Here is a 26,688-nt window from a genome sequence, read left to right as displayed (position 1 = left end):
AATGCCCTGCCGCGGAGTCAGTTCCGCAGGGTATGGCTGGGCGGCACGCCGTACGCCTGGCGATATCGGGTGGCGAAGCGCGCGGGGTGGGTGAAGCCCCAGCGGGCGGCGATGGCGGCGACCGTCAGCCCTCGGGTGGGGTCGGCGGCCTGTAGGTCTCGATGGGCGTTGGCGAGCCGGGTTCGGCGCAGATAGTCCATCGGGGTGGTGTCGAGGTGGCGGCGGAATCCGGCCTGTAGGGCGCGCGGGCTCATCCGCACCTCCGCGGCGATGCGTGCCAGCGTGAGTGGTTCGGCGGCATGGTCGTCGATGAAACGCGCGGCCCGGCGCACCGCGGCGGGGGTCGACTGGCCGGGGCCGGGTGTGTACGCCGCGGTCATGGTCGTATTGGGGAAGGTGGTCAACAGCGCGGTGGCCGCCAGCTGTTTCAACCCGTGCAGGGCCAGCGGGTGAATGCCCCCGGTGCCGGAGTCCATCAGTCGGCGATACAGAAATGTCGAGGTCGCGGACCAGGCCCGCTGTGTGCCCGCCAGTGGAGCCATGCCGTGGAATCGCAGTGGCCGATCCGCCGGATCGCGCACCTCGCAGGCGTGCTCGGCGACGACCGACAACGGGATGCGAACCACCGCGTACACCGGATCGCGCAGCGCGGTCACCCAGCCGGACTCCATCGGCGCCAGGCAGACTCCGCCCGCACCCAAGTTCACTCGCTGATGCTCGGTGCCCAGGTAGCCGTGACCGGCGACCAGCACCCCCGCGACCAGCTCGCCGGAGGGTTCGCCCTCGGCGTGATAGCTGATCCCGGAGAAGCGCAGCAGATCGGCCCCGAGCCCGTCCGTGTTGACCGACCGCACCTGCACGGTCGTACGCTGCGGATCGGTCACGCTGATACGCGCCCGATGGTCGATCACCAGACTCTTGACCACCGCCACACCGGATTCCGGGTCGCAGGCGCGAATATCGGTGCGCTGCACCGGAACCGTCGCGGACCCCGCATAACGCTTCGCTGACACCACGGCTCGCCCCACCCTCAACGTACTGTCATCAGCTTCCCACAGAGGGTATCCAGAACACGAGGTCACTGTCCGGAAAACGAATCGTCCCCACGTGATCCGAACCGCGCCGGGTCAGCGGGTGATGAGGAAATCCTTGTCATCGGGATGGGAGAGCATATCGGTCATGGTCTTTCGGTCGAAGGGCCACAGATCGATGGCTCCGCCGTCGGTGAGGTACCAGGAGTTGCAGCCGGTGTTCCAGACGGTGGGGCCGAGGGCTGCGGCCACTTCGTCATTGAAGCGGGTGGTGGCTTCCTCGGTGACTTCGACGGTGGTGAGGTCGCCGTCGCGGAATCGCCGCAACCACTCGACGATGTGGCGGGCGGTCAGTTCGGCGGAGTATTGCAGTGAGATGGAGCCGGTGGGTGAGTTCGGGCCCAGCACGGTGAACAGGTTCGGGAAACCCGGAATCGCGGTCATGGCGTAGGCGCGGGGGCCTGCGGTCCAGGCTTCGTCGATGGTGAGTCCGTCGCGGCCGCGCAGTCGCATCGGGCGCATGTAGTTGTGGGTCTGAAAGCCGGTGGCCAGCACCAGGACATCGATATCGTGTTCGCGTCCGTCAGCGGTGCGGATTCCGGTTTCGGTGATCTCGGTGACGGCCTCGGTCACCAGCTCGGCATTCGGGGCCTGGATGGCCCGATAGTAGGAGCCCGAGATGACCTGGCGCTTGCACAGCGGCTGATAGTCGGGGGTCAGCTTCTCCCGCAGTTCGGCATCGCGGACCTGCACCCGCAGGCACAATCGCGCATAGGATTGCACCAGCGAGCGCCGCCAGCTCGGCCGGGTCACGATATCGGCGAGAATGCCCGAGCCCCACAGTAATCCGTCATAGAGCGCGGCATTCACGGCCGGTGCGGCATGCAGTGCGGCGCTCACGATGCGCGGCTGCGGCAGGTTCGTCGGGGCCCAGAGCACCCACTGCGGGGTGCGGGCGAACTGGGTCAGGTGCGCGGCCGCGGGTTGTAGCGCGGAGACGATCTGCACACCGGTGGAGCCGGAACCGATTACGGCGATCCGCTTTCCGGCGGTCTCGACCGAATCATCCCACCGCGCGGTGTGCACGACCTCGCCGGTGAATCGATCCAAGCCCGGAAGGTCCGGCGTATTCGGGGTATGCAGTACGCCGGTCGCGGCGATGAGGAAGTCCGCGGAGTACTCGCGTCCGTCACCGAGCGTGACTCGCCAACGCCCGGAATCGAATTCGGCCTCGACGACCTCGGCGTTCAACTCGATACGCGATTCCAGGCCGAAGCGCTCCACCACCTCGCGGTGATACCGCTGAATCTGCTCACCCGCGGCGAATACCCTGGGCCAGTCCGGTTTCGGGGCGAAGGAGAACTGGTAGAGGTTCGACGGCACGTCGCAGGTGAGTCCCGGGTAACGATTCCAATGCCACACTCCCCCGACATCGGAGCCCTTCTCGAGAATGGTGAAGTTCTCGAACCCGTACCGGCGCAGGGTGACAGCGGTGGCGATTCCGGCGACTCCGGCGCCGATAATGAGAACTTCCGGATCGCGATCGATGGTCATGGTTGGGCGGTCCTGTCAGGAGGCTAGGTGGTCGTCGAGCTTGTGCCGCAGCACTTTTCCGCTGGAATTGCGCGGAATCTCGGCGAGGCGAATGAATTGCTTGGGCGCCTTATAGCGTTCGAGGCGGTCGCGGACGTGCTGTTTGAGCTCGTCGTCGGTGGGTTCGGGCGAAGCGGTGGTGACGATGTACGCGCGCAGCACCTGCCCGTATTCGGGGTCCGGGACGCCGATGACGGTGACATCGGTGACCCCGGGATGTTCGGCGAGGGCGTTTTCCACCTCACGCGGGTAGATGTTCTCGCCGCCGGAAACGATCATCTCGTCATCGCGGCCGTCGATATAGAGCCGCCCGTACGCGTCGAGGTGACCCATATCGCCGGTGTCGACGTAGCCGTCGATCATCTCCTTGGTCGGTGCGAAACCGGCCGAATCGGCGGTGTAGCCGCTGAATCCGATCCCGCCGCGCACGAAGACGGCGCCGGTCTCATCGACGGCCGCGGCTGTGCGATCGGCGCGCAGCACCCGCACACCGACGCCGATGATGGGCCGCCCCACCGTCTTCGGGGAGTACGCCAGATCGTCCGGGGTCGCGATGGCGACCACCCCGGCCTCGGTGGAGCCGTACCCATTGAGCAGCGGGCCGAAGTCGCGCTGGAACGCGGCGATGGTGGCGGGTGAGATGGGCGCGGCGCCGGTCATGGCCAAGCGCAGTGAGGTGGCCCGGTACCGGCGGCGAATGTTCTCGGGTAGTGCGGTGAGCCGCTGGATCATTACCGGGACGCCGATGAAAACCGTTGCGCGATAGCGCTCGATATCGGCGAGGGTCAGCTCGGGATCGAAACGGCGGCGTGCGATGACAGTCGCGCCCAGCGCCAGTTGTCCGGCGAGCGCGGCCACACCGAATCCGTGGAAGAACGGCGGAGCCACGACCACCACATCCCGACGGCGTAGTCGGCTGACGGCCGCGAGCGAGACGGCGGCCTCCAGCGCGGGGCGCAGGCCGACATTTCTGCCGACCCCCTTCGCCATACCGGTCGTGCCTGAGGTGAGCAACGTGATCCGGACCGGACGCCGCACCGGCGGAGGTGCCGAATTCCGTTGGCGTGCCATCTGATCCAGGGTCGGAAGGGTTGATTCCGTATCCGGTTCACACCAGGCGCGAACCCGCTTCCCGGGATAGCCGGTTTCGGCGAGCGCCCCGAGGAACTCGTCATCGTGGATGAGCGCGTCCGGCCGGTGCCGTTCGAGAATCCGGGAGAGCTGCACCGGTGGCAGCTCGGTATTGAGCAAGACCAGCTCACAACCCAGGCGACTGCCCGCGATAACGGCTTCGATGAAGCCGCGGTGGTTGCGACACAGGATGCCGATCGAACGCAACCGCGGGTCGACCGCGTGCAGCGCGCCGGCGATCGCCTCCGAGCGCCGCACCAGATCGCGGTAGGTCACCGCGCCGAGGTCATCGATCAGCGCGATCCGATCGGGGTGGCGAGCCGCGCTGACCGCGACGAGCAGACCCAGTGACCGGCCGTACGAGTGGTAGCCGCGCGCGATCGAGAGCGCCGCACGCGGCCCGACCGGACGCAGCGCACCGGATGAGGTGATCGCGGACAGCGCTGTGCGCCAGCCGATTACGGAGTCATTCGGCACCGGCGGACCCCTTGCCGTTGATCGCGCGCAAGGCCGCGTCGGTATCACCGAGCCGTCGGTACACGGTGGTGAACGCGATCTCCAGCGGCACCCGGGCCAGCGGCACCACCACCGAGGTCAGATAGCCGTAGGCCGGAATCAGGAAGCGCGGCTTGCTGATCAGCGCCCGTGCGACGACGGTCGCGGCCTCGGCGGGTGTCTGGCCGGGCAGTGCGGACATCCATCGACTGGGCGCGCTCATCCGGGTGTGCATGAGTCCGGCGTAGATGGTGGTGAGGGTGACCCCGTCGGGGCGGGCCTCCATACCGACCGCGCGCATCCAGACATCGAACCCGGCCTTGGACGAGAGGTAGAACCCCCATTTGGGCGCGACCGGGAACAGCACACCGACCGTGGAGACATTGACGATATGCCCACTGCGCCGAGCCCGCATACTCGGCAGCAAGGCGAGGGTCAATCGCATCGGACCCAGGTAGTTGGCGCTGGTGGTCGCGGTCAGATCCTTGGGCCGGTCATAGGACAGGTGTATCGAGCGCCGCAGCGACTTCCCCGCATTGTGCACGAGGTAGTCGACCTGTCCGAAACGGTGCAGGATCTCGGCGGCGAATTCGGTGATCGACTCCGGATCGGCCAGATCCAGGCGGATGGCCGCGGCCGTACCACCGGCGGCCTTGATCTCGGTCGCGACGGCCTCGAGCTCATCGAGTGAGCGGGCTCCGAGGACGACCGTGGCCCCGGCCGCGCCGAGCAGGCGGGCCGACTCCGCGCCCAAACCGTGTGAGGCGCCGGTGATTACCGCGATCTTGCCGTCGACTTCGCGCCGTAGTCGTGCCGGATCGGCGATACCGCGCGGGCCGATGAGCCAGGCCGCGGCCCGCCCGATCGGTCCGGCGGCGAGCCCATTGGATGGGCGGTGGACGGTATCCACTAGCTGGTCTCGTTTCGTTCGGGTCGGCGCGCGTGGTCGATATCGAGCAGCGCCGCAATGGTTCTGGAGGTGAGGGTGATGGCCGGGTCCAGGGCCAGGGTGGTCTGGATGGTGGCGAATCCGGCCGCGAGTACCAGGCTCTGCAGTTGTTCCCGATCGCGCTCGGACTCGTTGAGCCAGCGGGCGGTCGCGCCTTCGACGAAGGCCAGCCAGCCGTCCATGGCGATGCGCAGCGCCGAACCGTCTCCGCTGGAGACGATTTCGGTGAGCAGGGCCGAGATCAATCGGTCGCGGTGGCCCTGATGCTGGGCCGCCAATCGTTCGTCGACCCCGGTGCGGGGGGTCATGACGAACGAAAGACCCTCCTGCTGAGCGAAGTCCAGGTAGATACCGAAGCCGCTGATCAGGCGTTCCATGGCCGGACCGCGCAATTGCTGGAGCCGGTCCCAGAAGTCGTCGAACACCGCTTCGTGCACCGCGAGGTACAGCTCGTACTTGCCGCCGAAGTGATAGCCGATGGATCCGGCCGCCACCCCCGCCGCCGTGGCGATCTCCGCGATCGACACCTCGTCATAGCGCTTGACCGCGAACGCCGAGCGCGCGGCGGCCAGGATGGTGCCGCGGGAACGCTGTCCGCGCCGGTTCACGGAGGTACTCCCCGAACCAGTTTTTGAATCACGTTCAACTTCGTGCACGAGGGCAGGATATCCAGGTTTCTGAACAGAATTCAAGAACTGATTCGCGGGCCGCTCTCCCCCGCCGACCGCGGTGAGCACCTCGTCGATGACGGTGGTCGCGATGGAGGGATCGACCGCGCGCTGTACGCCGACACCGATGACCAGGGCGAAGACGGCATCGGTGAGCGCTTCCGAGCGCAGTATGGTGGCGAACTTCGAGCGCGCCGTACGCAGTGAGGTGGCCAGGCGCTCCCGCAGCTCATCCTGTCGGCGCAGGGCAGCGACCACCTCGCACTCGAGCAGCGTCACCGCCGGGTCGCCGAGCGCCGCTCCGGCCCATTCACGCAGGCGCGCAAGCCTTTCCGCACCATCGGCGGCACCCGAGACAGCCTCCCCCGCGGCCCGCAGCCGCTCGGCGTAGATGCTCTCCAGGACCGCCACCCCGAGCTCGGCCTTATCGCCGAAGTTCGAGTACACCGCCCCGCGGGTATATCCGGCGGCCTCGGCGATCCGCTCCAGCGGCACCCCGCCCAGCCCATCGGCGAGAAAGAGTTCCCGCGCGGTGCCGACAATCGCCGCGCGAGTCCGCTCCCGACTCTCGGACCTGGTTGGACGTGCCACGCGGGCCTCCTGAGCTACAGCCGGACGATCCTCTGATACAAATACAGAGTGTATCTGAAGTCTGCTGGTCTCTGAAGACGTCCCAACGCAGCCTCAGGGGCGGGCTCGCTGCCCATTCCCCGCCTCTCCGTTGACCGAGCACTGCCTTTGAACGAATTCCATTGCAGTTCAACGATGTTCGGCCCGTAATCTGGGAACCTGCCGAGGGAGCGACCGTGAAGCGAAAACTGTTCCTGATCATGGCGCTCATCGCCGTTGTATCGACCTTCGACTACGCCACGACCGCGGGGCATTACGCCCTCGTCGTCGCGGCCGGAGTCCTCGCATCCTTCCTGCTCATAGAGAAATCGAACAGGGTCTGACACGGTTCAGGATGCCTCGGCGACCGGCCAGGCGTACTCGAGTTCGATCAGTTCGAAGCCCTGATCGAAGTGGGCGACGCGCCGATCGGTGCGCACTCCCCCGCGACGCTCATAGAAGGCGATAGCGGACGTATTCGCTTCCAGCACTTCGAGATACAGCGTCCGCCCCGGATGCTCGGCGCGCACCCAGTCGAGCGCCTGCCGAAACAGCAGCGAACCGGTGCCCAGCCGCTTACCACTGGGCCGGACATGCAGATTGTCCAACAGCATCCGCCCGTCCGAACACGGCATCAGATACACGAACCCGACCACCCCGGATTCATCCTCGGCGAGAAACAGCGCGGCCCCCGGCGCAGGCGCACCCAGCCTCCGCCCCCAAATCCCCAGCCGCTCCTCATACAAGGGCCCCTCGAGATATTCCGCGGGCATGATCCCCGCATACGCGGACCGCCAACTCGCGGTATGCAGCGCCGCGACCGCCTCCACATCGGCCCGCAACCCACTCCTGATCTTCATCGCCGACATCATCTCACGGTACCGGGATGGCGGAAAGGTAGCCATCCACGCTCGAGAAGGGCTACGCGGGAGCGGATTCCGTTGAAACGCCCGCGCGCTGTTCACGTGATTTCAGGTTTTGCCAGGGAATAATCCAGTGATGCGCCGGAGGTCGATATTCCTGATCATCCTGTCCGTTCTGATAACTGTAATGATGCCCGGGGCATCGGAGGCTGATCCCGGGCGTGGGGCCGCGGTGGTGGATGTGCGGGCGCTGGGTGGGCGTCAGTTCGAGTACCTCGTGTATTCGGCGGCTATGGATCGGACTGTGCCGGTGTGGGTTTCGCATCCGGAGGGGGCCGCGCCCGCGTTGTATCTGCTCAATGCGATCGATGGTGGGGAGGCGGGGGTCCGTGGACGAATCGGACCGATGTGGCGCAGTTCTTCGCCGATAAGCAGGTGAATGTGATTCAGCCGATCGGGGGGCGGGGGTCGATGTATACCGATTGGTCCGGGGATGATCCCGTGCTCGGCCGAAACAAATGGTCGACGTTTCTGATCGACGAGTTGCCCGCGGTATTGGGTCCGCGTTTGGGGTTGACCGGGCGTAATGCGGTTGCGGGGACATCGATGTCGGCCGCTTCGGCCTTGGCGCTGGCACTGCGGGCGCCGGGCCGGTATCAGGCGGTGGGGGCGTTCAGCGGGTGCCCGCGCACCGATGACGCGTTCGCGCGGGCCATGGTGCGGTCCGAGCTGCAACTGTTCGGGGCGAACGCGGACAATATGTGGGCGCCGGGTGATCCCGCCTGGATCGCGAACGATCCGGTCGTCAATGCCGAGCGGTTACGCGGTGTGGCGCTCTACATTTCGGCGGGCAATGGCCTGCCCGGCGTCCATGATTCGCTGGGCGACTATTCGATCGCCGGTGATGTCGCCCGGTTGACGGACCGCCTGGCGGTCGGCGGAGCCATGGAGACGGTGGTGCGCGATTGCACGCGGTCGCTGACCGACCGACTCGCCGGGCTCGGCATTCCGGCGACGGTCGTGTATCGCAATGGCACCCACGCCTGGCCGTACTGGCAGGACGATCTGCACGATTCGTGGCCGCTCTTCGCCGGCGCACTCGGGGTATGAGCCGAGAACTCGATGGTCTCGCGCGCACAGCGATGAGTTTTCAGCGCGCACTCCGTCGAAGTCTGTACCGAGCGAGGGAGAAAGCATGACCGACGATGTCTGGGCAATGGTGCATTCGGAGCGGCGGGCGCTCATCACGGATCTCGAGAAGCTCGATGACGAGCAGTGGGAGTGGCCGTCGCTGTGCGAGGGGTGGACGGTGCACGATGTGGCCGCCCACCTGATCGATACGGCACGGACGACCCGCTTGGGATTCGCGGCGGCGATGATTCGGGCCCGATTCGACTTCGACCGTCAGAACATGCGCGGTGTGCGGCGATGGCGTGGTGACTCACCCGCGGAAACCCTGCGGAGGCTGCGCGAGGTGGCGACGCGGACATCCACTCCGCCCGCACCACTGGACAGTCGACTCGTCGAAGAGATCGTGCACGGCGAGGACATTCGCCGCCCGCTGCGATTGATCCGGAGTTACCCCGAGGAGGCGGTCGTACGAGCCATACGGTTGCAGGCCCGCACTCCGGCGGCGATCGGCGGGGCCAAGGAACTGCTGACCCGGATCACCGTGACAGCGGATGATCTCGAGCTGTCCCTCGGCGACGGCCCGGAGGTGCGGGGACCGGCACTCTCCCTACTGCTGGCCATTGCCGGTCGCCCGGCGGTGTTCGACGAACTCACCGGACCGGGCGTCACCGCCCTCGCCTCGGCCTGATGTCAGTGCCGGTCGAAGGCTTGCAGGAGTTGTTCGGCGGCCAGGGCGGGGGTCAGTGACCCGTCCCGGACCTGCTTCTCCACCTGGGCGCGAACGGATTTGACGCTCGGATTGTCGGAGAGTCGGCGCAGCAGGCTGTCGTTGACCATGGTCCAGGTCCAGTCGATCTGCTGACGGCGACGCTTCTCCGCGAACTCGCCCGCCTCGGTCAGCACCTTGCGATGGGTCAGCACCGTATCCCAGAACTTGTCCAGGCCAACGCCATTGAGGCCGCTCATGGTGATCACCGGTGGATGCCACAGGGAATCGCGCGGATGGATCAGGCGCATGGCGCCGGCCAGTTCGCGGGCGGCGGCCTTGGCCTCGAGTTCGTGTTTGCCGTCGGCCTTGTTCACCGCGACCAGATCGGCGAGCTCGAGCACGCCTTTCTTGATGCCCTGCAACTGATCTCCGGTGCGAGCCAGGGTCAGGAAGCAGAAGACATCGACCATATTGGCGACGGTGACCTCCGACTGCCCGACGCCGACGGTCTCGACCAGGATGACGTCGTAACCCGCCGCCTCCAGCAGCACGATGGTTTCGCGGGTCGCCTTGGCCACGCCGCCCAGGGTGCCCGCGGTGGGCGAGGGGCGGATGAATGCGTTGCGCTCCACCGAGAGTCGCGCCATCCGGGTCTTGTCACCCAGGATGGAGCCGCCGGTGCGCGTCGAGGACGGGTCCACGGCCAGCACCGCCACCCGATGCCCCTGTTCGATCAGGGACATACCGAGCGAATCGATGAAGGTCGACTTACCCACGCCCGGAACACCGGTGATACCAACACGATTGGAGATCACCGCATCGGTCTCGGGGGTCAGGCGCAACAGCAACTGCTGCGCCAGCTCGCGGTGATCACTTCGGCTCGATTCGACCAGTGTGATCGCCCGAGCCAGACCGGACCGCTCCCCCGCGCGCACGGAGACCGCGAGCTGATCGACGTCGATGGTGCGTTTGGCCGCCCGGGCGGCGGGCCGGGGTTCGCCGGTCCCGCCTACTCCTGCGGTGGTGCCCAGCCGCGGATGTGGTTCACCCGCGGCCGGACGCACGGCGTCGCTCATTCGGCCGCGCCGGTGCCGATCTCATGGCCCAGCGAATCGGCCAGCTTCTTGATCAGGTCGATGGCGGCATCGGCGATGACGGTGCCGGGTGCGAAGATCGCGGCCGCACCGGCCTCGTACAGTTCGGCGAAGTCGCCGGGCGGGATGACGCCGCCGACCACGACCATGATGTCGGAGCGTCCGACATCGGCCAATGCCTGCCGCAGGGCGGGCACCAGCGTGAGGTGGCCTGCCGCCAGCGAGGAGACGCCGACAATGTGCACGTCATTGTCGGCGGCCTGCTGGGCCACCTCTTCGGGGGTCTGGAACAGCGGGCCCACATCGACGTCCATACCGAGATCGGCGAACGCGGTGGCGATCACCTTCTGGCCGCGGTCGTGGCCGTCCTGACCCATCTTGCAGACCAGGATGCGGGGGCGGCGGCCCTCGGCCTCGGCGAATTCGTCGACGAGTTCGATGGCCCTGCTGATATTGCTCACCTTGCCGGCCTCCTCGCGGTAAACACCGGAGAGCGTGCGGATTTCGGCCTGATGGCGGCCGTACACCTTCTCCAGCGCGTCGGAGATCTCACCGACGGTGGCCTTGGCACGGGCGGCGGCGATGGCCAGGGCCATCAGGTTGTTCTCCATACCGCCCTCCGAAGAGGCCGCGGCACGGGTCAATTCGGCCAGCGCGCGCTCGCATTCGGCGGTGTCGCGCTCGGCGCGCAGGCGAACGAGCTTCTCGTTCTGCTCGATCCGCACACGCGAGTTCTCGACCTTGAGGACCTCGATCTCCTGGTCCTCCACCGCCTGGTACTTGTTGACGCCGATCACGGCCTGCTGACCGGTATCGATGCGCGCCTGGGTGCGGGCGGCGGCCTCTTCGATGCGCAGCTTCGGAATACCCTCCGAAATCGCCTGTGCCATACCGCCGTGCGCCTCGACCTCGGCGATATGCGCGCGAGCCCGCTCGGCGAGCTGATGGGTCAGCCACTCGACGTAGTACGAACCACCCCACGGGTCGATGGGCCGAGTCGTATTGGACTCCTGCTGAATCAGCAGCTGGGTGTTGCGCGCGATACGAGCGGAGAAGTCCGTCGGCAGCGCCAGGGCCTCGTCGAGGGCGTTGGTGTGCAGCGACTGGGTGTGGCCCTGGGTGGCGGCCATGGCCTCCACGCAGGTGCGCGGCACATTGTTGAACACGTCCTGCGCGGTCAGCGACCAGCCCGAGGTCTGCGAATGGGTGCGCAGGGACAGCGATTTCGTGTTCTTGGGCTCGAACTTGGCGACCAGTTCACTCCAGAGCAGACGTCCCGCACGGAGTTTGGCGACCTCCATGAAGAAGTTCATGCCGATGGCCCAGAAGAACGACAGGCGCGGGGCGAACTTGTCGACCTCCATACCCGCCTCGATACCGGCCTTGATGTACTCCACGCCATCGGCGAGGGTGTACGCCAGCTCCAGGTCGGCCGTGGCTCCGGCCTCCTGAATGTGGTAGCCGGAGATGGAGATCGAGTTGAACTTCGGCATCTTGGCGGAGGTGTACGCGAAGATGTCCGAGATGATCCGCATCGAGGGCTTGGGCGGATAGATGTAGGTGTTGCGGACCATGAACTCTTTCAGAATGTCGTTCTGAATGGTTCCGGCCAGCTGTTCGGGCTTGACGCCCTGCTCCTCGGCGGCGACGACGTACAGCGCCAGAATCGGCAGCACCGCGCCGTTCATGGTCATCGACACCGAAACCTGGTCCAGCGGAATCTGATCGAACAGTTCCCGCATATCCAGGATGGAGTCGATGGCGACACCGGCCATACCGACGTCACCGGTGACGCGCGGATGATCGGAGTCGTAACCGCGGTGGGTGGCCAGGTCGAAGGCGACCGAGAGGCCCTTCTGACCCGAGGCCAGGTTGCGGCGGTAGAAGGCGTTCGAGTCCGCGGCGGTGGAGAAGCCCGCGTACTGGCGAATCGTCCACGGCTGGTTCACGTACATGGTCGGGTAGGGACCACGCAGGAACGGCTGCACACCCGGCACGGTGTCGAGCGGATAGCCTTCCGCCACAATGGCATCGCGGTCCGCCTTGGTGAATACCGGTGGCACGTCGATACCTTCGGGCGTGGCCCAGGTGAGCTGTTCGGGCGCATAGTGATTCGCCGACGCGGCCTCGGCCACGAACTCCTGGACCTGCGCCGCCGCGACGGGCGCGGTCTCCGGCTCCCCGAGCGGAACCTCGGCGAAATTGCCGATCAGATGCTTGATATCGCTCATCTCTATGCTCCCAGCTTCTCCAGCAGGCCGGACAGCGCCGTCACCGCATCCATCCGCGCCGTCAGGAATCCGTCCGGACGCTGCGCGCCGGTCAGGTCGGCGACCGCCTTCTCCGCTCCGGCCAGCAGCACCGTGGTCACACCGGCCGCGCGCAGGGCGTCGACGGCCGCACCGGCATCGGTGCCGTAGCGGGCGTCCGAACCACACAGCACCGCCACGCTCACATCGGATTCGGTTGCCGCCGCGCCGATTCCGTCGGCGGCCAGAGCGCCCGGGTTGATCGGTTCGATACCGCCCGAGGCCAGCACATTGGCGGTGAAGGTGACCCGCACATTGTTCTCCGAGACCGGACCCAGCGGCACCAGCAGGGCCTTGGGTCGCGCGCCGTTGGCGGCGAGGTAGGCGTCGGAGCGGTTGCGCAGCGCCTCGAAGGCCGCGCCGTAGCGGGCGATCGGGCTGGCCGCGCGGGCCGCCTCCGACAGTGGCTCCTCACCCAGGTTCGGAAACTCGTTGACGCCGGTGACGGCCGACTTGCGGTGCGCCACATCGGAATCACGCCGGACGCGGGTCTCCTCGATGCGTTCGGCGAGCAGGCCCGCCTGCAATGCGGCGAGGTAACCGCCCGCGGCCTCGATCTCCTGCATGAACTCCCACGCCTTGGCGGCGAGTTCATCGGTGAGCGATTCGACGTACCAGGAACCGGCACTCGGGTCCTGCACATGACCCAGGTGCGACTCCTCCAGGAGCAGCAGCTGGGTATTGCGGGCCATACGCTCGGTGAACGCCTGCGACACACCGAGTTCCCCGGCGGGCAGGGCATCGTCGAAGGGCAGCACGGTGACGATATCCGCGCCACCGACGCCCGCGCCGAAGGCGGCCAGGGTGGTGCGCAGCATGTTCACCCACGGATCGCGCTGGGTCATCATGGCGGCCGAGGTGACGGCCTGCTGCGGGGCATTGCCGTAGTCGGGGGCGCCGACGACCTGTGCCACGCGCGCCCAAAGACGGCGGGCGGCACGGAATTTGGCGATCGACTCGAACTGGTCGTCGGTGGCCGCGAAGCGGAAGCTCAACTGGTCCAGGGCATCGGAGATATCGGCGCCCGCGTCGGTGAGCGCGCGCAGGTACTCCAGTCCGGCGGCGACAGCCGCGCCCAGCTCCTGCGCGGCGGAGGCACCGGAGTTGTGGAATGCGATGCCGCAGACGGTGATCGCGCGAATGCTCTCCGGGCGCGCCACGGCCTGCTGCGCGAGCACGACGGCCCCGTCCAGGTCGATGGCGGAGGAACCGGCGAACAGACTCGTCAACGGGGTCGCGCCGAGCGAGACCCGGATCCCGGTGCGATCGGCGACCTCGTAGCCGTCGAGCACCGAAAACAGCTGGGCCGCAGCCTCTGCCGCGGCGGGACCGGCGTCCAGAGCCAGCGGGGCCAGCTCGAAGAGCAGACCGTTCAGGGCCGCGGGCAGTTGATCCACCGGCACACCGCGTTCGGCGACGCCCAACCACACCGCACTCACGCCATTCTCCAGCGCGTCCAGTATGTGGCGGTTTACAGTGGCCCCGTCGGAACCGCCGAAGCGCTGGCTGACGAACCAGCCGCGGTGCACATCGCGGGTGGCGTCGCCACCGCGCACGAACGGGAAGGCGCCCGGCAGCGGCTGCTCGGGCAGCTCATCGCGACGCGTGTAGAGGGGGTTGACGGTCAGGCCGTCATATGTGGTGACCGCGAGCAGCTTCTCCGGCTCGTCCGGAAGTTCGGAGACCTCGACCCTGCGGGCCTTGGCCAGCACTCCGGCAACACCCTTGCGCCAGGCGGCGTACCCGGGCACCGGATCGGTGTCCGGGTCTGAAGCAATCGGCATAGCTGCTGTTCCTTCTTCCACTCACTGACCAAACGACCGGTTTGTAGTACATTCGCACTGCTCAGAGGTCATTTCGGTTAACGAGCATTCCTCGTCTTTCCCCTGATGCTAGCGGGACGGTTGTGATTCCCGTCCATTGACTCTCACTACCCGCCGGTAACCTGGCAATGCGCCAACAACGCCCCGCGAACCCCGAGCACCGGAGTCCGGGCAGGTCAGCGGGGATACCGCGGGGATCGGCACGCACCCGGAAACACTCGGCGAGGTCACCGAAACACGCAATGGCCTTCCCACACATCGGGATCCGGCCGCGACCACGCACCCGGCCGGAGGCGGCACGGGCAGCCGAGAGACTCTCCGTACAGCCCGGTGCGAGCCGTGGTCATGGATCCTCCACGCCGCGGACCATCGCCGGTCGGCCATGCGATGCCCGCCGACATCGCCGGAGTCGGTAATGTCCGGGCACAAACGCAGGGTGTGCACGAGGAGGATGGCGGCATTCGCGAAAGACTGGGCGGTATGGCCGGAATACTCGGCCGTCTCCGCCAACCCCGGGTGCTGGCGGTGCTGATCGGCCTCGCGCTGCTGTTCGGTCTCGCCACCTTCGCCCCGCATCCCGCACCCCAGCAGATTCGGGACTGGGCCGATTCGGTCGGGCCGTCACTGCCGCTGGTGTTCTTCGCGGTGCACACTCTGGTCTGTATCGCGCCCTTTCCGCGCACCATCTTCACGCTGAGCGCGGGCATGCTCTTCGGTCCGGCCGAGGGGTTGGCGATCGCCGTCGGCGCGACCACACTCAGCGCTGTACTGGCGTTACTGCTGGTGCGCGCGCTCGATCAGGATCGGGTCCGAGCACGCCTGACTCATCCCGCGGTTCAGGCCGTGGACGCGCGGTTGGCGCGGCGCGGGTGGCTGGCCATCGGGTCGCTGCGGCTGATCGCCTTCGCGCCGTTCTCGGTGGTCAACTACTGCGCCGGACTGTCCTCGGTCGGGATGAAGCCATACCTCGCCGCCACCGTCTTCGGAATACTGCCGGGCACCATCGGCACGGTCCTGCTCGGTGACGCGCTCACCAACAACACCTCCCCCGCACAGCTCATCCTGACCGCGGCCTGCCTGGCCGTCGGCGTGATCGGCCTCATCGTGGACACCCGCCTCGCGGTCCCCGAGCCCACCCGCGAATCGGTCTGATCGACTCGCGGTGGATCCACGCCGACCGCCGCGTTACTTCGTAACCTGCACGTCGATCTTCTTGACCAACTCCTTGGTCTCGCCCATCGGAACACTGACGGACAGCACACCATTGGTGTAGGTGGCCTCGATGCCCTCCTCGGTGGCGCCGGGCGGCAGGGTCACCGAGCGATGGAAGGAGCCGTAGCTGAACTCCGAGCGCCCCTTGTGTTCCTTCTTCTCGGTGCGCTCGGCTTGAATCGTCAAACGCCCGTTCTGGATGGAGACTTCGATATCCTTCTCCGGATCGATACCGGGGATCTCCGCGCGTACCACATAGTGGCCATCCTCTACGGTGTCCTCCAACCGCAGCAGATGTGAGCCGAACGCCGCAGGCGAAGCGGAAGGGGAGATGAGGTTCCACAAATCGTTGATATCGGGCAAAAGCACCTGACGGTGGGTGGGAAGTGAGCTCATAATTCCTCCTCGAGGAAAAAGCTTGTCGGACACCTCGATTCAACGGTTCCCGTCGCCTCCTCGATAGGGCATCGAGTTGTCCATCGGCATGGACCAAAGTCCCTATGGACGCCCCGCACCGGGACCTCCGGCCCTACTCAGCGCTCCGCCGATCGGGCCACGATGACAGTTATCGCCGCAGCCCTGACGCGTACGCGGGCAATGGCGACACGAATCCGGCTCGGATTCAACCCTGTTCATCCACCCGAAGGAGGCCGCGACAATGCGTGCTCGCGACATTCCCTCCCGCCCGGTGGCGGTGGACCGGCCCGAACAGGCGGCGGTCGCCGATGATCTGGGACTCTCACCCGCCGCGTTCGCGGTGGTCGCCGAACGCTATCTGCGGCGGGACGGGAATGGGCGGGTCTGCGAATCGCCGGGGCAGATGATGGATCGGGTCGCGCGGTTCGTCGCGCGGGCCGAGGACGACTATCGGCCCGGCGGTGCCGACCGGTGGGCACCGCGCTTCGCCGCACTGCTGAGGTCACGCGAATTCTTGCCCAATTCACCGACATTGATGAACGCGGGCACCGGAATCGGGGTGCTGTCCGGCTGTTTCGTACTGCCCATCGAGGATTCGCTGGACTCGATCTTCACCACGCTGCACACCACCGCGCGCCTGCACCGGGCCGGGGCCGGTACCGGGTTCTCGTTCTCACGGCTGCGGCCGCGCGGCGATACAGTCGCCAGCGGCGGACACGCGAGCGGACCGATTTCGTTCATCGAACTCTATGCCGCGGCGGCACGAGCGATTCGATTCGACGGCCGCCGCGGCGCGAATATGGCCGTCCTGGACGTGCACCACCCCGATATCCAGGAGTTCGTGCGCGCGAAGGCGAAGCCGGGCGCCCTACCCACCTTCAACCTGTCGGTGGGGGTCACCGATGAGTTCATGCGCGCCGCCACGGCCGATCAGCCCTATGCGCTGATCAATCCCCGCACCGGGCGAACCGTCCGCCGGATCTCGGCCCGGGCGGTACTGGAAACCATTGCCGCACAGGCGTGGCACACCGGCGAACCGGGAATCCTGTTCCTCGACACCATCAATCGCGCCGATCCACTGCCGGAGCTGGGGCCGCTGGAGGCGACCAATCCGTGCGGTGAGGTACCGCTGGCGCCGTACGAATCCTGCAATCTCGGCTCCATCGCGCTGGCCCGCTTCCTCGACGGTGATCACCTCGACGACCAGCGACTCGAGCGGGCGGTGCGAGTAGCGGTGCGATTCCTCGACGATGTCATCGACGTATCGACCTATCCGGCGCCCGAGCTCGCCGCGGCCGCGCTCGCCACCCGCAAGATCGGTCTCGGAATCATGGGCCTCGCCGAAACACTGGCGGTCCTGGGCCTTCCGTACGACAGTGTGGCGGCCGTGGATTTCGCCCGGGGACTGATGGCACGAATTACGGGATGGGCACATGACGCCTCCCGCGAGCTCGCCGCCGAACGCGGCGCCTTCCCGCTGTTCGAAGACAGCTGCTGGGCCGCTGATGGGGACGCACCGCTGCGCAACGCCCAGCTCACCGCGATCGCTCCCACCGGAACGATCTCATTGCTCGCGGGCACCTCCGCCGGAATCGAACCGCTGTACGCCCTCTCGTACACCCGAAACATGATGGGTCGTGACTTCGCTCAGGCCGCGCCGTTATTCGAACGCGTCGCCGTCGAACGCGGGATCTGGTCACCTGAGATCGCCGCGGAGATCGCCGCCACCGGTACCGCCGCCCACCCCGACATCCCCGCGGACCTGCATCGGCGCTTCCTCACCGCACATGAACTGGACCAGTACTGGCAGGTCGAGATGCAGGCCGCCGTGCAGCGAAACACGGACGCCGCAGTGGCCAAAACAGTCAATCTGCCGGAGACCGCGGATATCGGCGAGGTACGGAACGCCTTCCTGCACGCATGGCGGGCGGGGTGCAAGGGCGTCACGGTGTATCGGTCGGGCAGCCGCGCCGATCAGGTACTGCGGCATCCGGTCTCCGATCCGCACGCCTCGAATCACGCGGCTCCGTGACTATTCGGGCCGACTCGTCTCCCGCACTCGGTATCCGCTCACTTCTCCTCGCGCAGGATTGTCAATGCGCGGGCAACGCGATCGGTATCCGCCGCAGTCCAATTCGGGGGCGCGGCGACCGCCGCCCAGGCCTCCGGAAGCAGGTCCTCATAGTTGTGACCGTGGCCGGACGGCGGTGACTGGGCGCGCACGAGATCCGCGCTCACCTGCCAGAAGGTGATGATCGGGAACCAGCGCATGGAGGGTGTGCGATCGCGACCCGGGGGCTCGGTGAGCCAATTCGGGCGGGTGAACAGCAGATTGGGGTTCCACCAGACGACCGGATCGGAGGCGTGCTGGAGGTAGAGGACGCGCGGATCGCTCCAGGGGTCGGTAGCCGAGTTCGGCGAATCCGGTCCGGGGATCCCGAGATCCTGTTTCCCCGCCGCGAATCTCACGATGAGACCACCGGCGTAGGAGGGCAGGACCTCGTGGGTGCCGGGGTCGCGGCGGTCCTCGATCTCACGCCACATGCGGTTGGAGTTCGGCGGGCCGACGAACAGCGCGCCGTCCACCTGGCGGCGCAGATCGGGCAGCGAATCGAAGGCGCTCTCCGCCGATTGCGATCCGAGGCTCTCGCCGTAGACGATCAGCCGCGGGCGATGGTCCGCGGGCAATCGCGCCCAGTGCTGGCGAATACCGTCGAGGAGCGCGGCGCCCGCGGACGCGGCGGCGGAGCGATCGACCAGGAATGAGATCCAGCTGGGTAGATACGAATACTGGAGTGCGGCAATCGCGGAGTCGCCGTTGTACATCAGCTCGAGCGATTGCGCGGCCGCCGGATTCACCCAGCCGGTGCCGGTGGTGCCCGCCACGACCAGCACCTTGCGATCCCAGGCCCGGGTGCGATCGAGCTCCTCGATGATCAATCGCACCCGGGCCGCGAGATCCGGGGCCGACTCCAGTCCGGCATAGACCCGGATCGGCTCGCGCGCGGGCGCGCCATTGATCGCGGATAGCCGAGGGGAGCCGATACCGCCCGCGACGAAGGTACGGCCCTGCAATCCCAGGGTGTCCCAGCGCGCGGGCGAGGCGGGGCTGCCCGAGCGCTCGGGCTGAACGGGTTGCAGGACACCGTGTTCGGTGCCGTTGTTCTGCCCGGCGAAGACCACTCGCGCGGCATCGGAGCTACCGGCCAGCAGCACCTTGTCGACGAAGACCACCAGCAGTACCGCGACCGTGATCGGCGCGAGCACATGGGCGACCGGCATCGGAACTCGCAGCCGCGCGGAGAGCACATTCGCCAGCGCGCCGGCCGCCCGCCGCAGGCCACGCGCGATCAGCAGAATGAGGGTGAAGATGGCCAGGATTATCAAACCGGTACGCAGATAGCCGATTCCGACGGTCGGGGGCATACCCATCAGCGCATCGACATCGCGCTGCCAGTTCGCGGCCGCCAGCAGCGTGCTGATCACCGTGGAGACCGCGAGCACGGCCACGATGATCTCCGCCGCCAACTCCACGCGATACCGCATGCGCCACCACGAGAATCTGGGAGCCACCCAGCGCCGCACCGGATACGCCAGCGCCACACCGACGCCGTAACCCGTGACGCTGGTGATGCCGGTGACGATGCCCTGAAATATCCAGTCTCGCGGTAAGAGTGACGGGCTCAGGCTCCAGGCGAAGAAGCCCAGCGCGAATACCAATCCCACGAAATCCAACCCGAGAATCGTGACGGGTGGGGTGCGCTCATCCACCGGCGTCGACTCCGGCTCGGGCTCGGATACCGCCCCCGCCGCCAACTCGCGCTCCTCCACCGGCGCGACCGCGGACGCCGACTCCGGTGCGGGCGCGGGCTCCGGACGTGCGGGATCCGCGTCCGACCGCTCGGTACTCCCCGGGGATTCGGCACTTTCCATTGGCCAACCTTCTCATCTCGGGCGACCGGCAACCCACGGGCATGAGCGGTGACGTGCTCCGAATCACGGTTCCCGCCGAGCTTCGATATGTGAGGCCGCCCCCGTCAGCGCGGCGCGGGTTCGGCCGGGATCATCGAAACCTGTTGATTCATAACCTGTGTGGATCCGGGCCAAAGCACGCCGGGATGACGAGGCGACTTGATGCCACGCAGCCCGATAGGAGAGGGCTAGGCGGAAGCCGCGTCGCTCGACGTATCGGCGGATGCGTCCATCTCGTTCGGGCGCAGCGGCCAGCGATCGACGCGGCGGAGTGGGCGGACGCCTCGGCGCATCGACCCCGGGGCCGTACGCAAGGTGGCGGCGGCCCGATCCGAATAGGTCTGTGCGAACAGCGAGCTCGGGTTCAGCTCGCGCGCATGCGCCAGCCATCCGGTGGCTTGACGCAGTACCTCGTCCGGGCGGACATCCGCGGCGGGATCGAGGAGTCTCGCGCCGAGTTCGGGATCGAGTACGGCCGCCGAGCCCAGATGTTGCAGACAGCGGGCGATGCCCAGCCGATCGCCGAGATCGCGCCACTCGCTCAGCGCCGCTTGCCAGGAGCGCAGTGCCCGTCCGGGTGCGCCGACGGCCCAGTCGAGCACACCGAACACCTCGTGCACATGCGCCAGCCCGGCCGGATCGCGGTCGTCGGCGGCCAGGGTTTCGGCGAGTTCGAGTCGATCACGCGCAGCGTCGAGGCGCCCCTGGCGTAGATGTACCAGCGCCAGATTCAGCAGCGCGCACACCTCCCCCGCCACGTCCTCGCGCGGCAATCGCCACCAGGCGGCCTCGAGCGCGGTGGCGATCCGATCCAATTGCGGTGTGGCGGATTCCAGTTCGGCCAGAGCCCAACGGTGTCCGGCACGAGCGCGCAGGTTCGTCAGCAACGATCGCGGGCGAATATGCTGCGGCGGAGTGTAATTCGGATCCGCGCGAATTCGGGCGAGCTCACCGATTCCGGGGAACCTGCCCGACGCCCGACTACCCCGCCCCGGAAACGGCAGCCGCCGCCACCGGGTGGATACCCCGCGCCGGACCGCCCGCGCCGTGGCGCCCAGCATCGCCGCCCCCCGCCCGAAAGCCCCCGCCCATCCCGCTCGGATCGCCAACCACCGCACCGAAACCCGCGCCCACCTCGCGGGAACCGCCAGCCATCGCCCGCTAGCCCGCGCCCAGCGGGTGGGAATCGCCGTCCAGCGCCCAGGCGTGCCCCACCAGGACCGCAACCGCCCCCAACGGGATCGCGTCCATCGCACCAGAGTCGCGGCCCACCGCCTGCGCCCCGGAGCACCGCGCCGTGGCGCCGAGACGATCCGGTCCATGACGGTCGCCATTCCGGTGTCGTTCTCCCCCTTGCCGATTCGCGCGTACCACAGGTCCAGGGCATCGGCGAGTGCCGCCAATCGCGGGATCGCCACCCGTACCCGGATCAGCTCGGGCATATCCGCCGACCGCTCCAATAACGCGCGCAGCCGGGGCTCCTCGGCTCGGAACCAGCGCTGGGCGGTCGCGGAATCCGCCGGATCATCCAGTGCCGCAGCCCATCCCGTCGCAGCTTCGGCGCGGCCGCGCAGGAGCTCGTGGCAGGCCGCACGCCACTCCGGTAGCGCGCGCACCACGGCGACACCGGGCAGGTGCGGCACGGCGGCGATACGGCATCTGCCCGGGGTGAGCGTGACGAGCACGCCGCGACGCGTCAGCTCGGCGAGTAGCGCGGTGGCGGTTTCGGTTTCATGCGCGGGCGCGGATGTTCCGAGAGGCAGGCGCGCTCGCGCGGTCGCCATCGCACCGAGCACCTCGAGCAGTACGCCGATCTCACAGTCACGCACCGGTAGTTCGCGCAGGACGGCGGCTTCCCGATAGCCGTCCAGGGCCGCGTCCGAGACCGGCTCCACGGGTGCGGGCCAGGGACCGCCCGGTTCGGGCAGCTCCGGCGGCGCCACCCGCCGCTGGCCCGAGATCTCCGCGGTGGCCCGGAATACGGTGATCAATCCGCCGATCACGAACAGCGGCATGACCACCCAGCCCAGCGCGCTCGAGAACAGGGTCACCACGACATTGGCTTTGAAGGCATCGGTGATCGAGACCCGAGTCAGCTCACCGATCAGACCCGAGCCGGCGACCATGGCGCCACCCAGAATGCGCTGTAGCACACCGGATTTCGGGGTAGATATGACGTTGACGTCGGCATCGCCGGAGGGACTCATCGCACCGCTCCCCCGGTGAGTCCGGGCACCAGCCAGCGCCGCCAGAACAGCAGCAGGAGCGTCACCGGCACAATGGCCGAGACCAGCGCCCCCGCCGCCAATTGCGCCGAGTTCTGCTCGAATTGGCGGGTGTCGCCCCACAGCAGCAGTGACCAGGGGCTCGCGCCCGCACCGCTGATCAGCAGTCCGATGAAGAAGTCGTTCCACACCTGAACGAACTCCAAGACCGCGACCGCACCGAGGGCCGGACGCACCGCGCGCAACACCCGCCCGGCGACGACGCGCGGCGGAGCCAGACCGTAGAGCGCGTCGGCGGCCGGGGTGTAGGCGGGCGCGAGCAACGCACCACGCAGAATCAGAATGGAGATGGGCAATCCCGCCGCGGCGTGCGTGAAGATCAGGGGTACCCGGGTTCCGGCGAAACCCCAGGCATTGATCGCGTCATGCAGTGGTCCGAGGTACATCTGCGCGGGCAGTACAGTGAGAATCGCCAAGCCGGGCACCACGATTCGCGCACCGAGACCGGCGCGCACCGCTGCCAGCCGATGCGCCACCTGTACCGCGACGAGCAGCACGATCAGGGTGGCCAGCACCGCGACCTCCGCGGTGGTGGCCAGGGCATTCCAGAGCGCGCGGTCATGCAGGATCTCGCGGAGCTCCGTACTCACCGGGCGACCCGAACTCCCCAGCGCCTGCCACACCAGCATGCCGATGGGAACGAGTGCGACGGCGCTCAGCACCGCGACGATCACCGCTTGCCCGACACCTGTTCGCTCCCTGCCGGTTTCGGGCAGACGTGCGATGGCGGCGGACCAACTCATCCGATGTCCGCGCATACCGGCCTGCGCCCATACCGCCGCCGACCCGGTCACCACCGCCAGCGGTAGCGCATAGGCCGCGGCCGCACCGCACCACGGTCCGCACGCCGCCGAGGTGCGCCACCAGTACACGGTCGCGGTATCGATCTGATACTGCATGGACCTCGGCACCGCCGCGAGCACCGCATCGAACACCCGCGCCGCCGCCACCCCGACCACCAGGAACGCGACCAGCCACACCGGCTGCATGAGCCGCAGCAGGCGAATCACGAAGTGCGGCTCGGTCTCGTCGTGGAGTTGCCCGGCGCGCACCGGATCGGCGTCGATGGCCAGCAGTGCGGCGCGGAACAACCCGGTGAGCAGGCCGAGCCAGGTCCAGCCGAAGGCCAGCAGCAACATCACCACGAAGGCGATGCGGTAGGCCACGACACCGCCGAGTTCGCGATCGGCGGTGATCCGATCGAAGAGCAGCCGCACGGCGATACCCGCGGTGAAGGCCGAGATGCCGAAGGGCAGGATCAGTGGCCGCCAGGTCCAGCGGAAGCGGCGGGTGGACCAGGCCAGTCGCAGGGCCAGCAGCACCAGCAGGGCCGCGTACACCACCCAGCCGATGGTGATCACATACGCCCGCAATCCGTCGGGGGTGAGGCCGTGCACGATCAGACTCAGCCCCACGGCCGCGATCAGAACGGTCCAGATCGAAGCGCCGATCCGCAATGGTGTTGCGGGCCGAGGGAAACGGGCGATCAGCCCGCGCGCCGCGGCAAGCGGGAGCGTGGCCAGCACGAGAATCGCACAACCCACCGTGAGTCCGGGCCGGGCGACGGCGGCGAGCCACAGCGTGCACAGCGCCGGCAGTACCACGAAGACCGCGATCAGACCGAGCGCCGGAACGAGAATCGCCGCACCTATCCATTTGCGGGGATGGCGGCCGGGGACCAGCGGGCCCGAGAGCCTGCGGGGTACCAGTTCCAGGTCCAGACCGTGCGAATGCAGTGCGTCCATGGGCAACTCAGTCGATCCGCCGTCGTTGCAGCTCATCGATGGCGGCGGTGGTGTGGCGTACGGCCGCGTCGATACCGGCGGTGTCGAGCTCGGTCAGGAATTCGGTGAGGATTCGCCACAGTTCGAACCGTCCACCATCGGAGCCGATTCGATCGCCCATATCGAAGGCGGTCCAGTGCTCGAAACGCGTGGCTACCGGTGCGATGAGTGGCGAATACACCTGTGGGGTGCGCTGATTCGCGGCCACGAAGCCCCCGTACCGGGTGATCCACGGCAGGGGTGCCTCAGGTTGGGTCAGCAGCGATACCAGCTGTACCGCACTGTCTTTCGCCGATCTGGTCACCACCATGACATCACCTCCGGCGATCACCGGCGCGGCCTCGGCCCCGCCCCCGCTCGGAAACGCCGCGACGCCGACCTTTTGCTCCAGGTCGGTACCCGGGACGCAGTCGCGCACGATCGGCTCCGCGAAGTCCGGCGCCACCACCATGATGGCCGAATGATGCTGGAACACATCACGAATGGCATCGGGGAACTGACGGGTCAGGGTCTTGCCGATATCGCCCGGAAAGGCGTGCCGGTGTCCCCAGACCGCCGCCAGATCGCGCAGGGCCGAGCCGATATCGGCGGGCGGGCGGCCCTGCGGGTCGAGCCACAGCGGCGGATCGGCCATCCGGTCATAGGCTTCGGGATACTCGGCCCACAGCACATTCTCGAAGAAGTCGGTCAGCACCCAGCCGTCGGCCGCGCCCAGGGCGAGCAGGCTCATACCCGAGTCGGCCAGTGCGTCCATCCGCCCGGGCCAATCGCGAATGGGCCAGGTCTCGGGATCGGGCAGTCCGAATCGCCGCAGGCGTTCCCGGTCATACCAAATGAGTGATTTGCACGCCATTTTGAATGGCAGCCCGTACAGCCGGTCCCCCGCCGTGGCGATCCTCAGCAGGGTCCGCCAGCCGTCGGCGTACTGGGCGGTGGCGCTCCAGAGGCCGTCGTCCAAGGCCCGCAGTCGCCCGTCCTCGGCGAGATTTCGCACCTGACCGGCCTGTGGCAGCATGACGATATCCGGTGCGGATCGACCCGCACCGAAGACCGTGCCGATATCGTCGCCGAGCGGGATGACCTCGGTCGGATGGTCGAATCTCAGTGCGTCCAGCACACTTTCGAATGCCTCCAGCTCCGAGCCGCCCCAGGAGACCGCGATCCGCACCGCATCGGACCGGGAACCGAAGCCCTCGGGAGCGCAGGCGGCGGCCAGCGGTAGCACCGCACCGGCCCGCAGGACCGCTCTCCGAGTCGCCATACCACCCCGCCCGCCCCGGGCCGCGCTTCGGCTTCACCGACGAGCAGGTAGAACGATACCGCCGGTTCCGGATCACGGCCGCGACTTGATCGAATCGCGCGATATCGAGAACCCTTGCCGCACTGCGGCGGTCGGCCCTGATTGCCGGGTTCGATCAGCGCAGGGCTTCGAGCAGCCCCTCCTGTTTCGCCCGCTTCAGACCGCGCCTGGCCAGGAAGCCATTGGCGAGCAGGAGCACCGTCTTGTTCGCCGGGGCGGCGAATCCGGAGCTGGTGTGCGGGGCGTAAGTGCCTGTCGTTCCGGCGGATTCGAGCCAGCCGGTGTGCTGACGGGATTCCAGGCCGATCAGCTTCGGGCGGTAGTCGTGCGAGAGCAGGCCCGCTCGGCGGCCGCCCGCGGGGGCACCGGCCGGAATGTCGAGGTGCAGCCCCTCGGGACCGGAGCCGGTCGGGCGAACGGGCACGATCGCGGGAAAGCCGTCCGCCTGAGCAAAGCCCAGCAGGCAGTGCGCGAGGCGCTCGGCGTTCGCGGCGGCCTTGGGAACATCGACACGTGGGGCGGCGCCCTGAGCGGGCGGCTGCTGCGAGGAGACGGCGCCGACCGGTAGCGGTTCACCGAAAACCTCAGGCACACCCTCGGTATCGAGGTCCGGCCACACCACGATGCGATGCACCGCGACCGTAACGAGGATGCGGTCCCGGTAGTAGGCGCTCAGCCAGCTGTCCCAGAACCGGCCCCGTCGGGGCGGACCCATGAACGGGACGACCCGCTCACCGATCTCCTCGAGCATGGCGCTGTCCGGGCTCACCTCGAAGGTCGCCGTGCCCTGTACCAGCACATACCGCTGATTGCCGAGATCACCGAGACCGTGCTTGCGGGCGTGGTAGGCCAGCGCCACTCGCGGATCGCGCTTGATGCGCTCGAGTTTGCGCCCGAATCCGAGGGAGGTGGTGAAGCCGACGGTGCCCTTCGCACGGTCGCGCAGACCGATCGGTGCGACGGCCGAGACGACCGTGCCACCCGCGGGTGTGAGGTAGGCCAGTGCGCAGGTCAGATCGCCGCCGAGAATGTCGTCCACCTCGTCGGGCCAGGTCACAACAGTCATCTTCGCGAGCCTATGACGTCATCGCGCGCGCCGGGTCATGTCCGTACAACGCCGCGAAACGGACTGCGGCCGTGTACAACCAGCGTGCCCGGGGCAGACCTGCGTCCACCAGCCGGGTTCTCGGCCACCGAGAAATGATCCCCAAGGACCGGCGGCCGTCAAGCCCCACTGTCAGCCCGGGTACGCCCCGCCCGCGAACTATCCCGTACTCGATCGGGCGTCGCCACCCTACCGATCCCGTTTCCTC

At 67.6% G+C, this 26,688-nt stretch carries 20 protein-coding genes; 5 read left to right on the top strand and 15 right to left on the bottom strand.

Features of this window, described 5'->3' with window-relative positions:
- Window positions 1-17: 17 nt before the first annotated feature.
- From OHB26_RS29635 to OHB26_RS29615, 5 genes are all read right to left on the bottom strand, one after another.
- Entirely contained in the window at window positions 18-1,016 is a 999-nt protein-coding gene (locus OHB26_RS29635; RefSeq protein WP_330180542.1) for a helix-turn-helix transcriptional regulator, read from the bottom strand.
- Window positions 1,017-1,127: 111 nt separating this feature from the next.
- Window positions 1,128-2,585, bottom strand: coding sequence for a flavin-containing monooxygenase (locus tag OHB26_RS29630; RefSeq protein ID WP_330180541.1), 1,458 nt, complete (start codon window positions 2,583-2,585; stop codon window positions 1,128-1,130).
- Between the two features lie 15 nt (window positions 2,586-2,600).
- Window positions 2,601-4,232, bottom strand: coding sequence for an AMP-binding protein (locus tag OHB26_RS29625; RefSeq protein WP_330180540.1), 1,632 nt, complete (start codon window positions 4,230-4,232; stop codon window positions 2,601-2,603).
- Window positions 4,222-5,160: an SDR family NAD(P)-dependent oxidoreductase gene (locus tag OHB26_RS29620; RefSeq protein WP_330180539.1), complete on the bottom strand. Its 939-nt coding sequence runs from the start codon at window positions 5,158-5,160 to the stop codon at window positions 4,222-4,224. Before OHB26_RS29620 ends, OHB26_RS29625 begins: the two co-directional genes overlap by 11 nt.
- Entirely contained in the window at window positions 5,160-6,458 is a 1,299-nt protein-coding gene (locus tag OHB26_RS29615) for a TetR/AcrR family transcriptional regulator (RefSeq protein ID WP_330180538.1), read from the bottom strand. The genes OHB26_RS29620 and OHB26_RS29615 overlap by 1 nt, the downstream gene beginning before the upstream one ends.
- Before the next feature lie 215 nt (window positions 6,459-6,673).
- Here OHB26_RS29615 and OHB26_RS29610 point away from each other — a divergent pair, with 215 nt between their 5' ends.
- Window positions 6,674-6,820, top strand: coding sequence for a hypothetical protein (locus tag OHB26_RS29610; RefSeq protein ID WP_330180537.1), 147 nt, complete (start codon window positions 6,674-6,676; stop codon window positions 6,818-6,820).
- 6 nt (window positions 6,821-6,826) lie between these two features.
- On the opposite strand, the gene OHB26_RS29605 is transcribed toward OHB26_RS29610, so the two are convergent.
- On the bottom strand, window positions 6,827-7,336 hold the full coding sequence (locus OHB26_RS29605; protein WP_330180536.1) for a GNAT family N-acetyltransferase: 510 nt from the start codon (window positions 7,334-7,336) through the stop codon (window positions 6,827-6,829).
- Between the two features lie 411 nt (window positions 7,337-7,747).
- On the opposite strand from OHB26_RS29605, the gene OHB26_RS29600 reads away from it, so the two are divergent.
- Window positions 7,748-8,449: an alpha/beta hydrolase gene (locus OHB26_RS29600; RefSeq protein WP_330180535.1), complete on the top strand. Its 702-nt coding sequence runs from the start codon at window positions 7,748-7,750 to the stop codon at window positions 8,447-8,449.
- Between the two features lie 85 nt (window positions 8,450-8,534).
- Window positions 8,535-9,158, top strand: a complete 624-nt coding sequence (locus OHB26_RS29595) for a maleylpyruvate isomerase family mycothiol-dependent enzyme (RefSeq protein ID WP_330180534.1) — start codon at window positions 8,535-8,537, stop codon at window positions 9,156-9,158.
- Between the two features lie 2 nt (window positions 9,159-9,160).
- Here OHB26_RS29595 and meaB read toward each other — a convergent pair whose 3' ends face one another.
- The 3 genes from meaB to mutA are packed head-to-tail and all read right to left on the bottom strand — an operon-like array spanning window position 9,161 to window position 14,366.
- A complete protein-coding gene (gene meaB / locus OHB26_RS29590) occupies window positions 9,161-10,255 on the bottom strand; it encodes a methylmalonyl Co-A mutase-associated GTPase MeaB (protein WP_330180533.1) in 1,095 nt (364 codons plus the stop codon).
- Window positions 10,252-12,504 carry a methylmalonyl-CoA mutase gene (gene scpA / locus OHB26_RS29585; RefSeq protein WP_330180532.1) on the bottom strand — a complete coding sequence of 751 codons (2,253 nt, stop codon included), beginning with the start codon at window positions 12,502-12,504 and terminating at the stop codon, window positions 10,252-10,254. Before scpA ends, meaB begins: the two co-directional genes overlap by 4 nt.
- A gap of 2 nt (window positions 12,505-12,506) precedes the next feature.
- Window positions 12,507-14,366: a methylmalonyl-CoA mutase small subunit gene (gene mutA / locus OHB26_RS29580; RefSeq protein ID WP_330180531.1), complete on the bottom strand. Its 1,860-nt coding sequence runs from the start codon at window positions 14,364-14,366 to the stop codon at window positions 12,507-12,509.
- A gap of 519 nt (window positions 14,367-14,885) precedes the next feature.
- Here mutA and OHB26_RS29575 point away from each other — a divergent pair.
- Window positions 14,886-15,557, top strand: coding sequence for a TVP38/TMEM64 family protein (locus OHB26_RS29575; RefSeq protein WP_330185821.1), 672 nt, complete (start codon window positions 14,886-14,888; stop codon window positions 15,555-15,557).
- Between the two features lie 33 nt (window positions 15,558-15,590).
- On the opposite strand, the gene OHB26_RS29570 is transcribed toward OHB26_RS29575, so the two are convergent.
- Entirely contained in the window at window positions 15,591-16,013 is a 423-nt protein-coding gene (locus OHB26_RS29570) for an Hsp20/alpha crystallin family protein (protein WP_330180530.1), read from the bottom strand.
- Window positions 16,014-16,275: 262 nt separating this feature from the next.
- On the opposite strand from OHB26_RS29570, the gene OHB26_RS29565 reads away from it, so the two are divergent.
- A complete protein-coding gene (locus OHB26_RS29565) occupies window positions 16,276-18,066 on the top strand; it encodes an adenosylcobalamin-dependent ribonucleoside-diphosphate reductase (RefSeq protein WP_330180529.1) in 1,791 nt (596 codons plus the stop codon).
- Between the two features lie 38 nt (window positions 18,067-18,104).
- On the opposite strand, the gene OHB26_RS29560 is transcribed toward OHB26_RS29565, so the two are convergent.
- The 5 genes from OHB26_RS29560 to OHB26_RS29540 form a co-directional block, all read right to left on the bottom strand.
- Window positions 18,105-19,967, bottom strand: a complete 1,863-nt coding sequence (locus OHB26_RS29560; protein WP_330180528.1) for an alpha/beta hydrolase — start codon at window positions 19,965-19,967, stop codon at window positions 18,105-18,107.
- 227 nt (window positions 19,968-20,194) lie between these two features.
- Window positions 20,195-22,213: a tetratricopeptide repeat protein gene (locus OHB26_RS29555; RefSeq protein ID WP_330180527.1), complete on the bottom strand. Its 2,019-nt coding sequence runs from the start codon at window positions 22,211-22,213 to the stop codon at window positions 20,195-20,197.
- Window positions 22,210-24,036 (bottom strand): hypothetical protein, encoded by a 1,827-nt coding sequence (locus OHB26_RS29550; RefSeq protein WP_330180526.1) that lies wholly within the window; start codon window positions 24,034-24,036, stop codon window positions 22,210-22,212. Before OHB26_RS29550 ends, OHB26_RS29555 begins: the two co-directional genes overlap by 4 nt.
- A 7-nt stretch (window positions 24,037-24,043) precedes the next feature.
- On the bottom strand, window positions 24,044-25,336 hold the full coding sequence (locus tag OHB26_RS29545; RefSeq protein ID WP_330180525.1) for an ABC transporter substrate-binding protein: 1,293 nt from the start codon (window positions 25,334-25,336) through the stop codon (window positions 24,044-24,046).
- A 154-nt stretch (window positions 25,337-25,490) separates the two neighbouring features.
- A complete protein-coding gene (locus tag OHB26_RS29540) occupies window positions 25,491-26,441 on the bottom strand; it encodes a pyridoxamine 5'-phosphate oxidase family protein (RefSeq protein WP_330180524.1) in 951 nt (316 codons plus the stop codon).
- Window positions 26,442-26,688 lie beyond the last annotated feature (247 nt).

Origin of the sequence: Nocardia sp. NBC_01503, from assembly GCF_036327755.1 — a bacterium.
Taxonomy (GTDB): Bacteria; Actinomycetota; Actinomycetes; order Mycobacteriales; family Mycobacteriaceae; genus Nocardia.
This window is presented reverse-complemented; position numbering and strand designations above follow the sequence as displayed.

Excerpts from the sequence above, each read along its gene's own strand:
- OHB26_RS29630 (WP_330180541.1), bottom strand. The coding sequence starts at position 2,585 with ATGACCATCGATCGCGATCCGGAAGTTCTCATTATCGGCGCCGGAGTC.
- OHB26_RS29605 (WP_330180536.1), bottom strand. The coding sequence starts at position 7,336 with ATGAAGATCAGGAGTGGGTTGCGGGCCGATGTGGAGGCGGTCGCGGCG.
- OHB26_RS29595 (WP_330180534.1), top strand. The coding sequence starts at position 8,535 with ATGACCGACGATGTCTGGGCAATGGTGCATTCGGAGCGGCGGGCGCTC.
- meaB (WP_330180533.1), bottom strand. The coding sequence starts at position 10,255 with ATGAGCGACGCCGTGCGTCCGGCCGCGGGTGAACCACATCCGCGGCTG.
- scpA (WP_330180532.1), bottom strand. The coding sequence starts at position 12,504 with ATGAGCGATATCAAGCATCTGATCGGCAATTTCGCCGAGGTTCCGCTC.
- mutA (WP_330180531.1), bottom strand. The coding sequence starts at position 14,366 with ATGCCGATTGCTTCAGACCCGGACACCGATCCGGTGCCCGGGTACGCC.
- OHB26_RS29575 (WP_330185821.1), top strand. The coding sequence starts at position 14,886 with ATGGCCGGAATACTCGGCCGTCTCCGCCAACCCCGGGTGCTGGCGGTG.
- OHB26_RS29570 (WP_330180530.1), bottom strand. The coding sequence starts at position 16,013 with ATGAGCTCACTTCCCACCCACCGTCAGGTGCTTTTGCCCGATATCAAC.
- OHB26_RS29565 (WP_330180529.1), top strand. The coding sequence starts at position 16,276 with ATGCGTGCTCGCGACATTCCCTCCCGCCCGGTGGCGGTGGACCGGCCC.
- OHB26_RS29560 (WP_330180528.1), bottom strand. The coding sequence starts at position 19,967 with ATGGAAAGTGCCGAATCCCCGGGGAGTACCGAGCGGTCGGACGCGGAT.
- OHB26_RS29555 (WP_330180527.1), bottom strand. The coding sequence starts at position 22,213 with ATGAGTCCCTCCGGCGATGCCGACGTCAACGTCATATCTACCCCGAAA.
- OHB26_RS29550 (WP_330180526.1), bottom strand. The coding sequence starts at position 24,036 with ATGGACGCACTGCATTCGCACGGTCTGGACCTGGAACTGGTACCCCGC.
- OHB26_RS29545 (WP_330180525.1), bottom strand. The coding sequence starts at position 25,336 with ATGGCGACTCGGAGAGCGGTCCTGCGGGCCGGTGCGGTGCTACCGCTG.
- OHB26_RS29540 (WP_330180524.1), bottom strand. The coding sequence starts at position 26,441 with ATGACTGTTGTGACCTGGCCCGACGAGGTGGACGACATTCTCGGCGGC.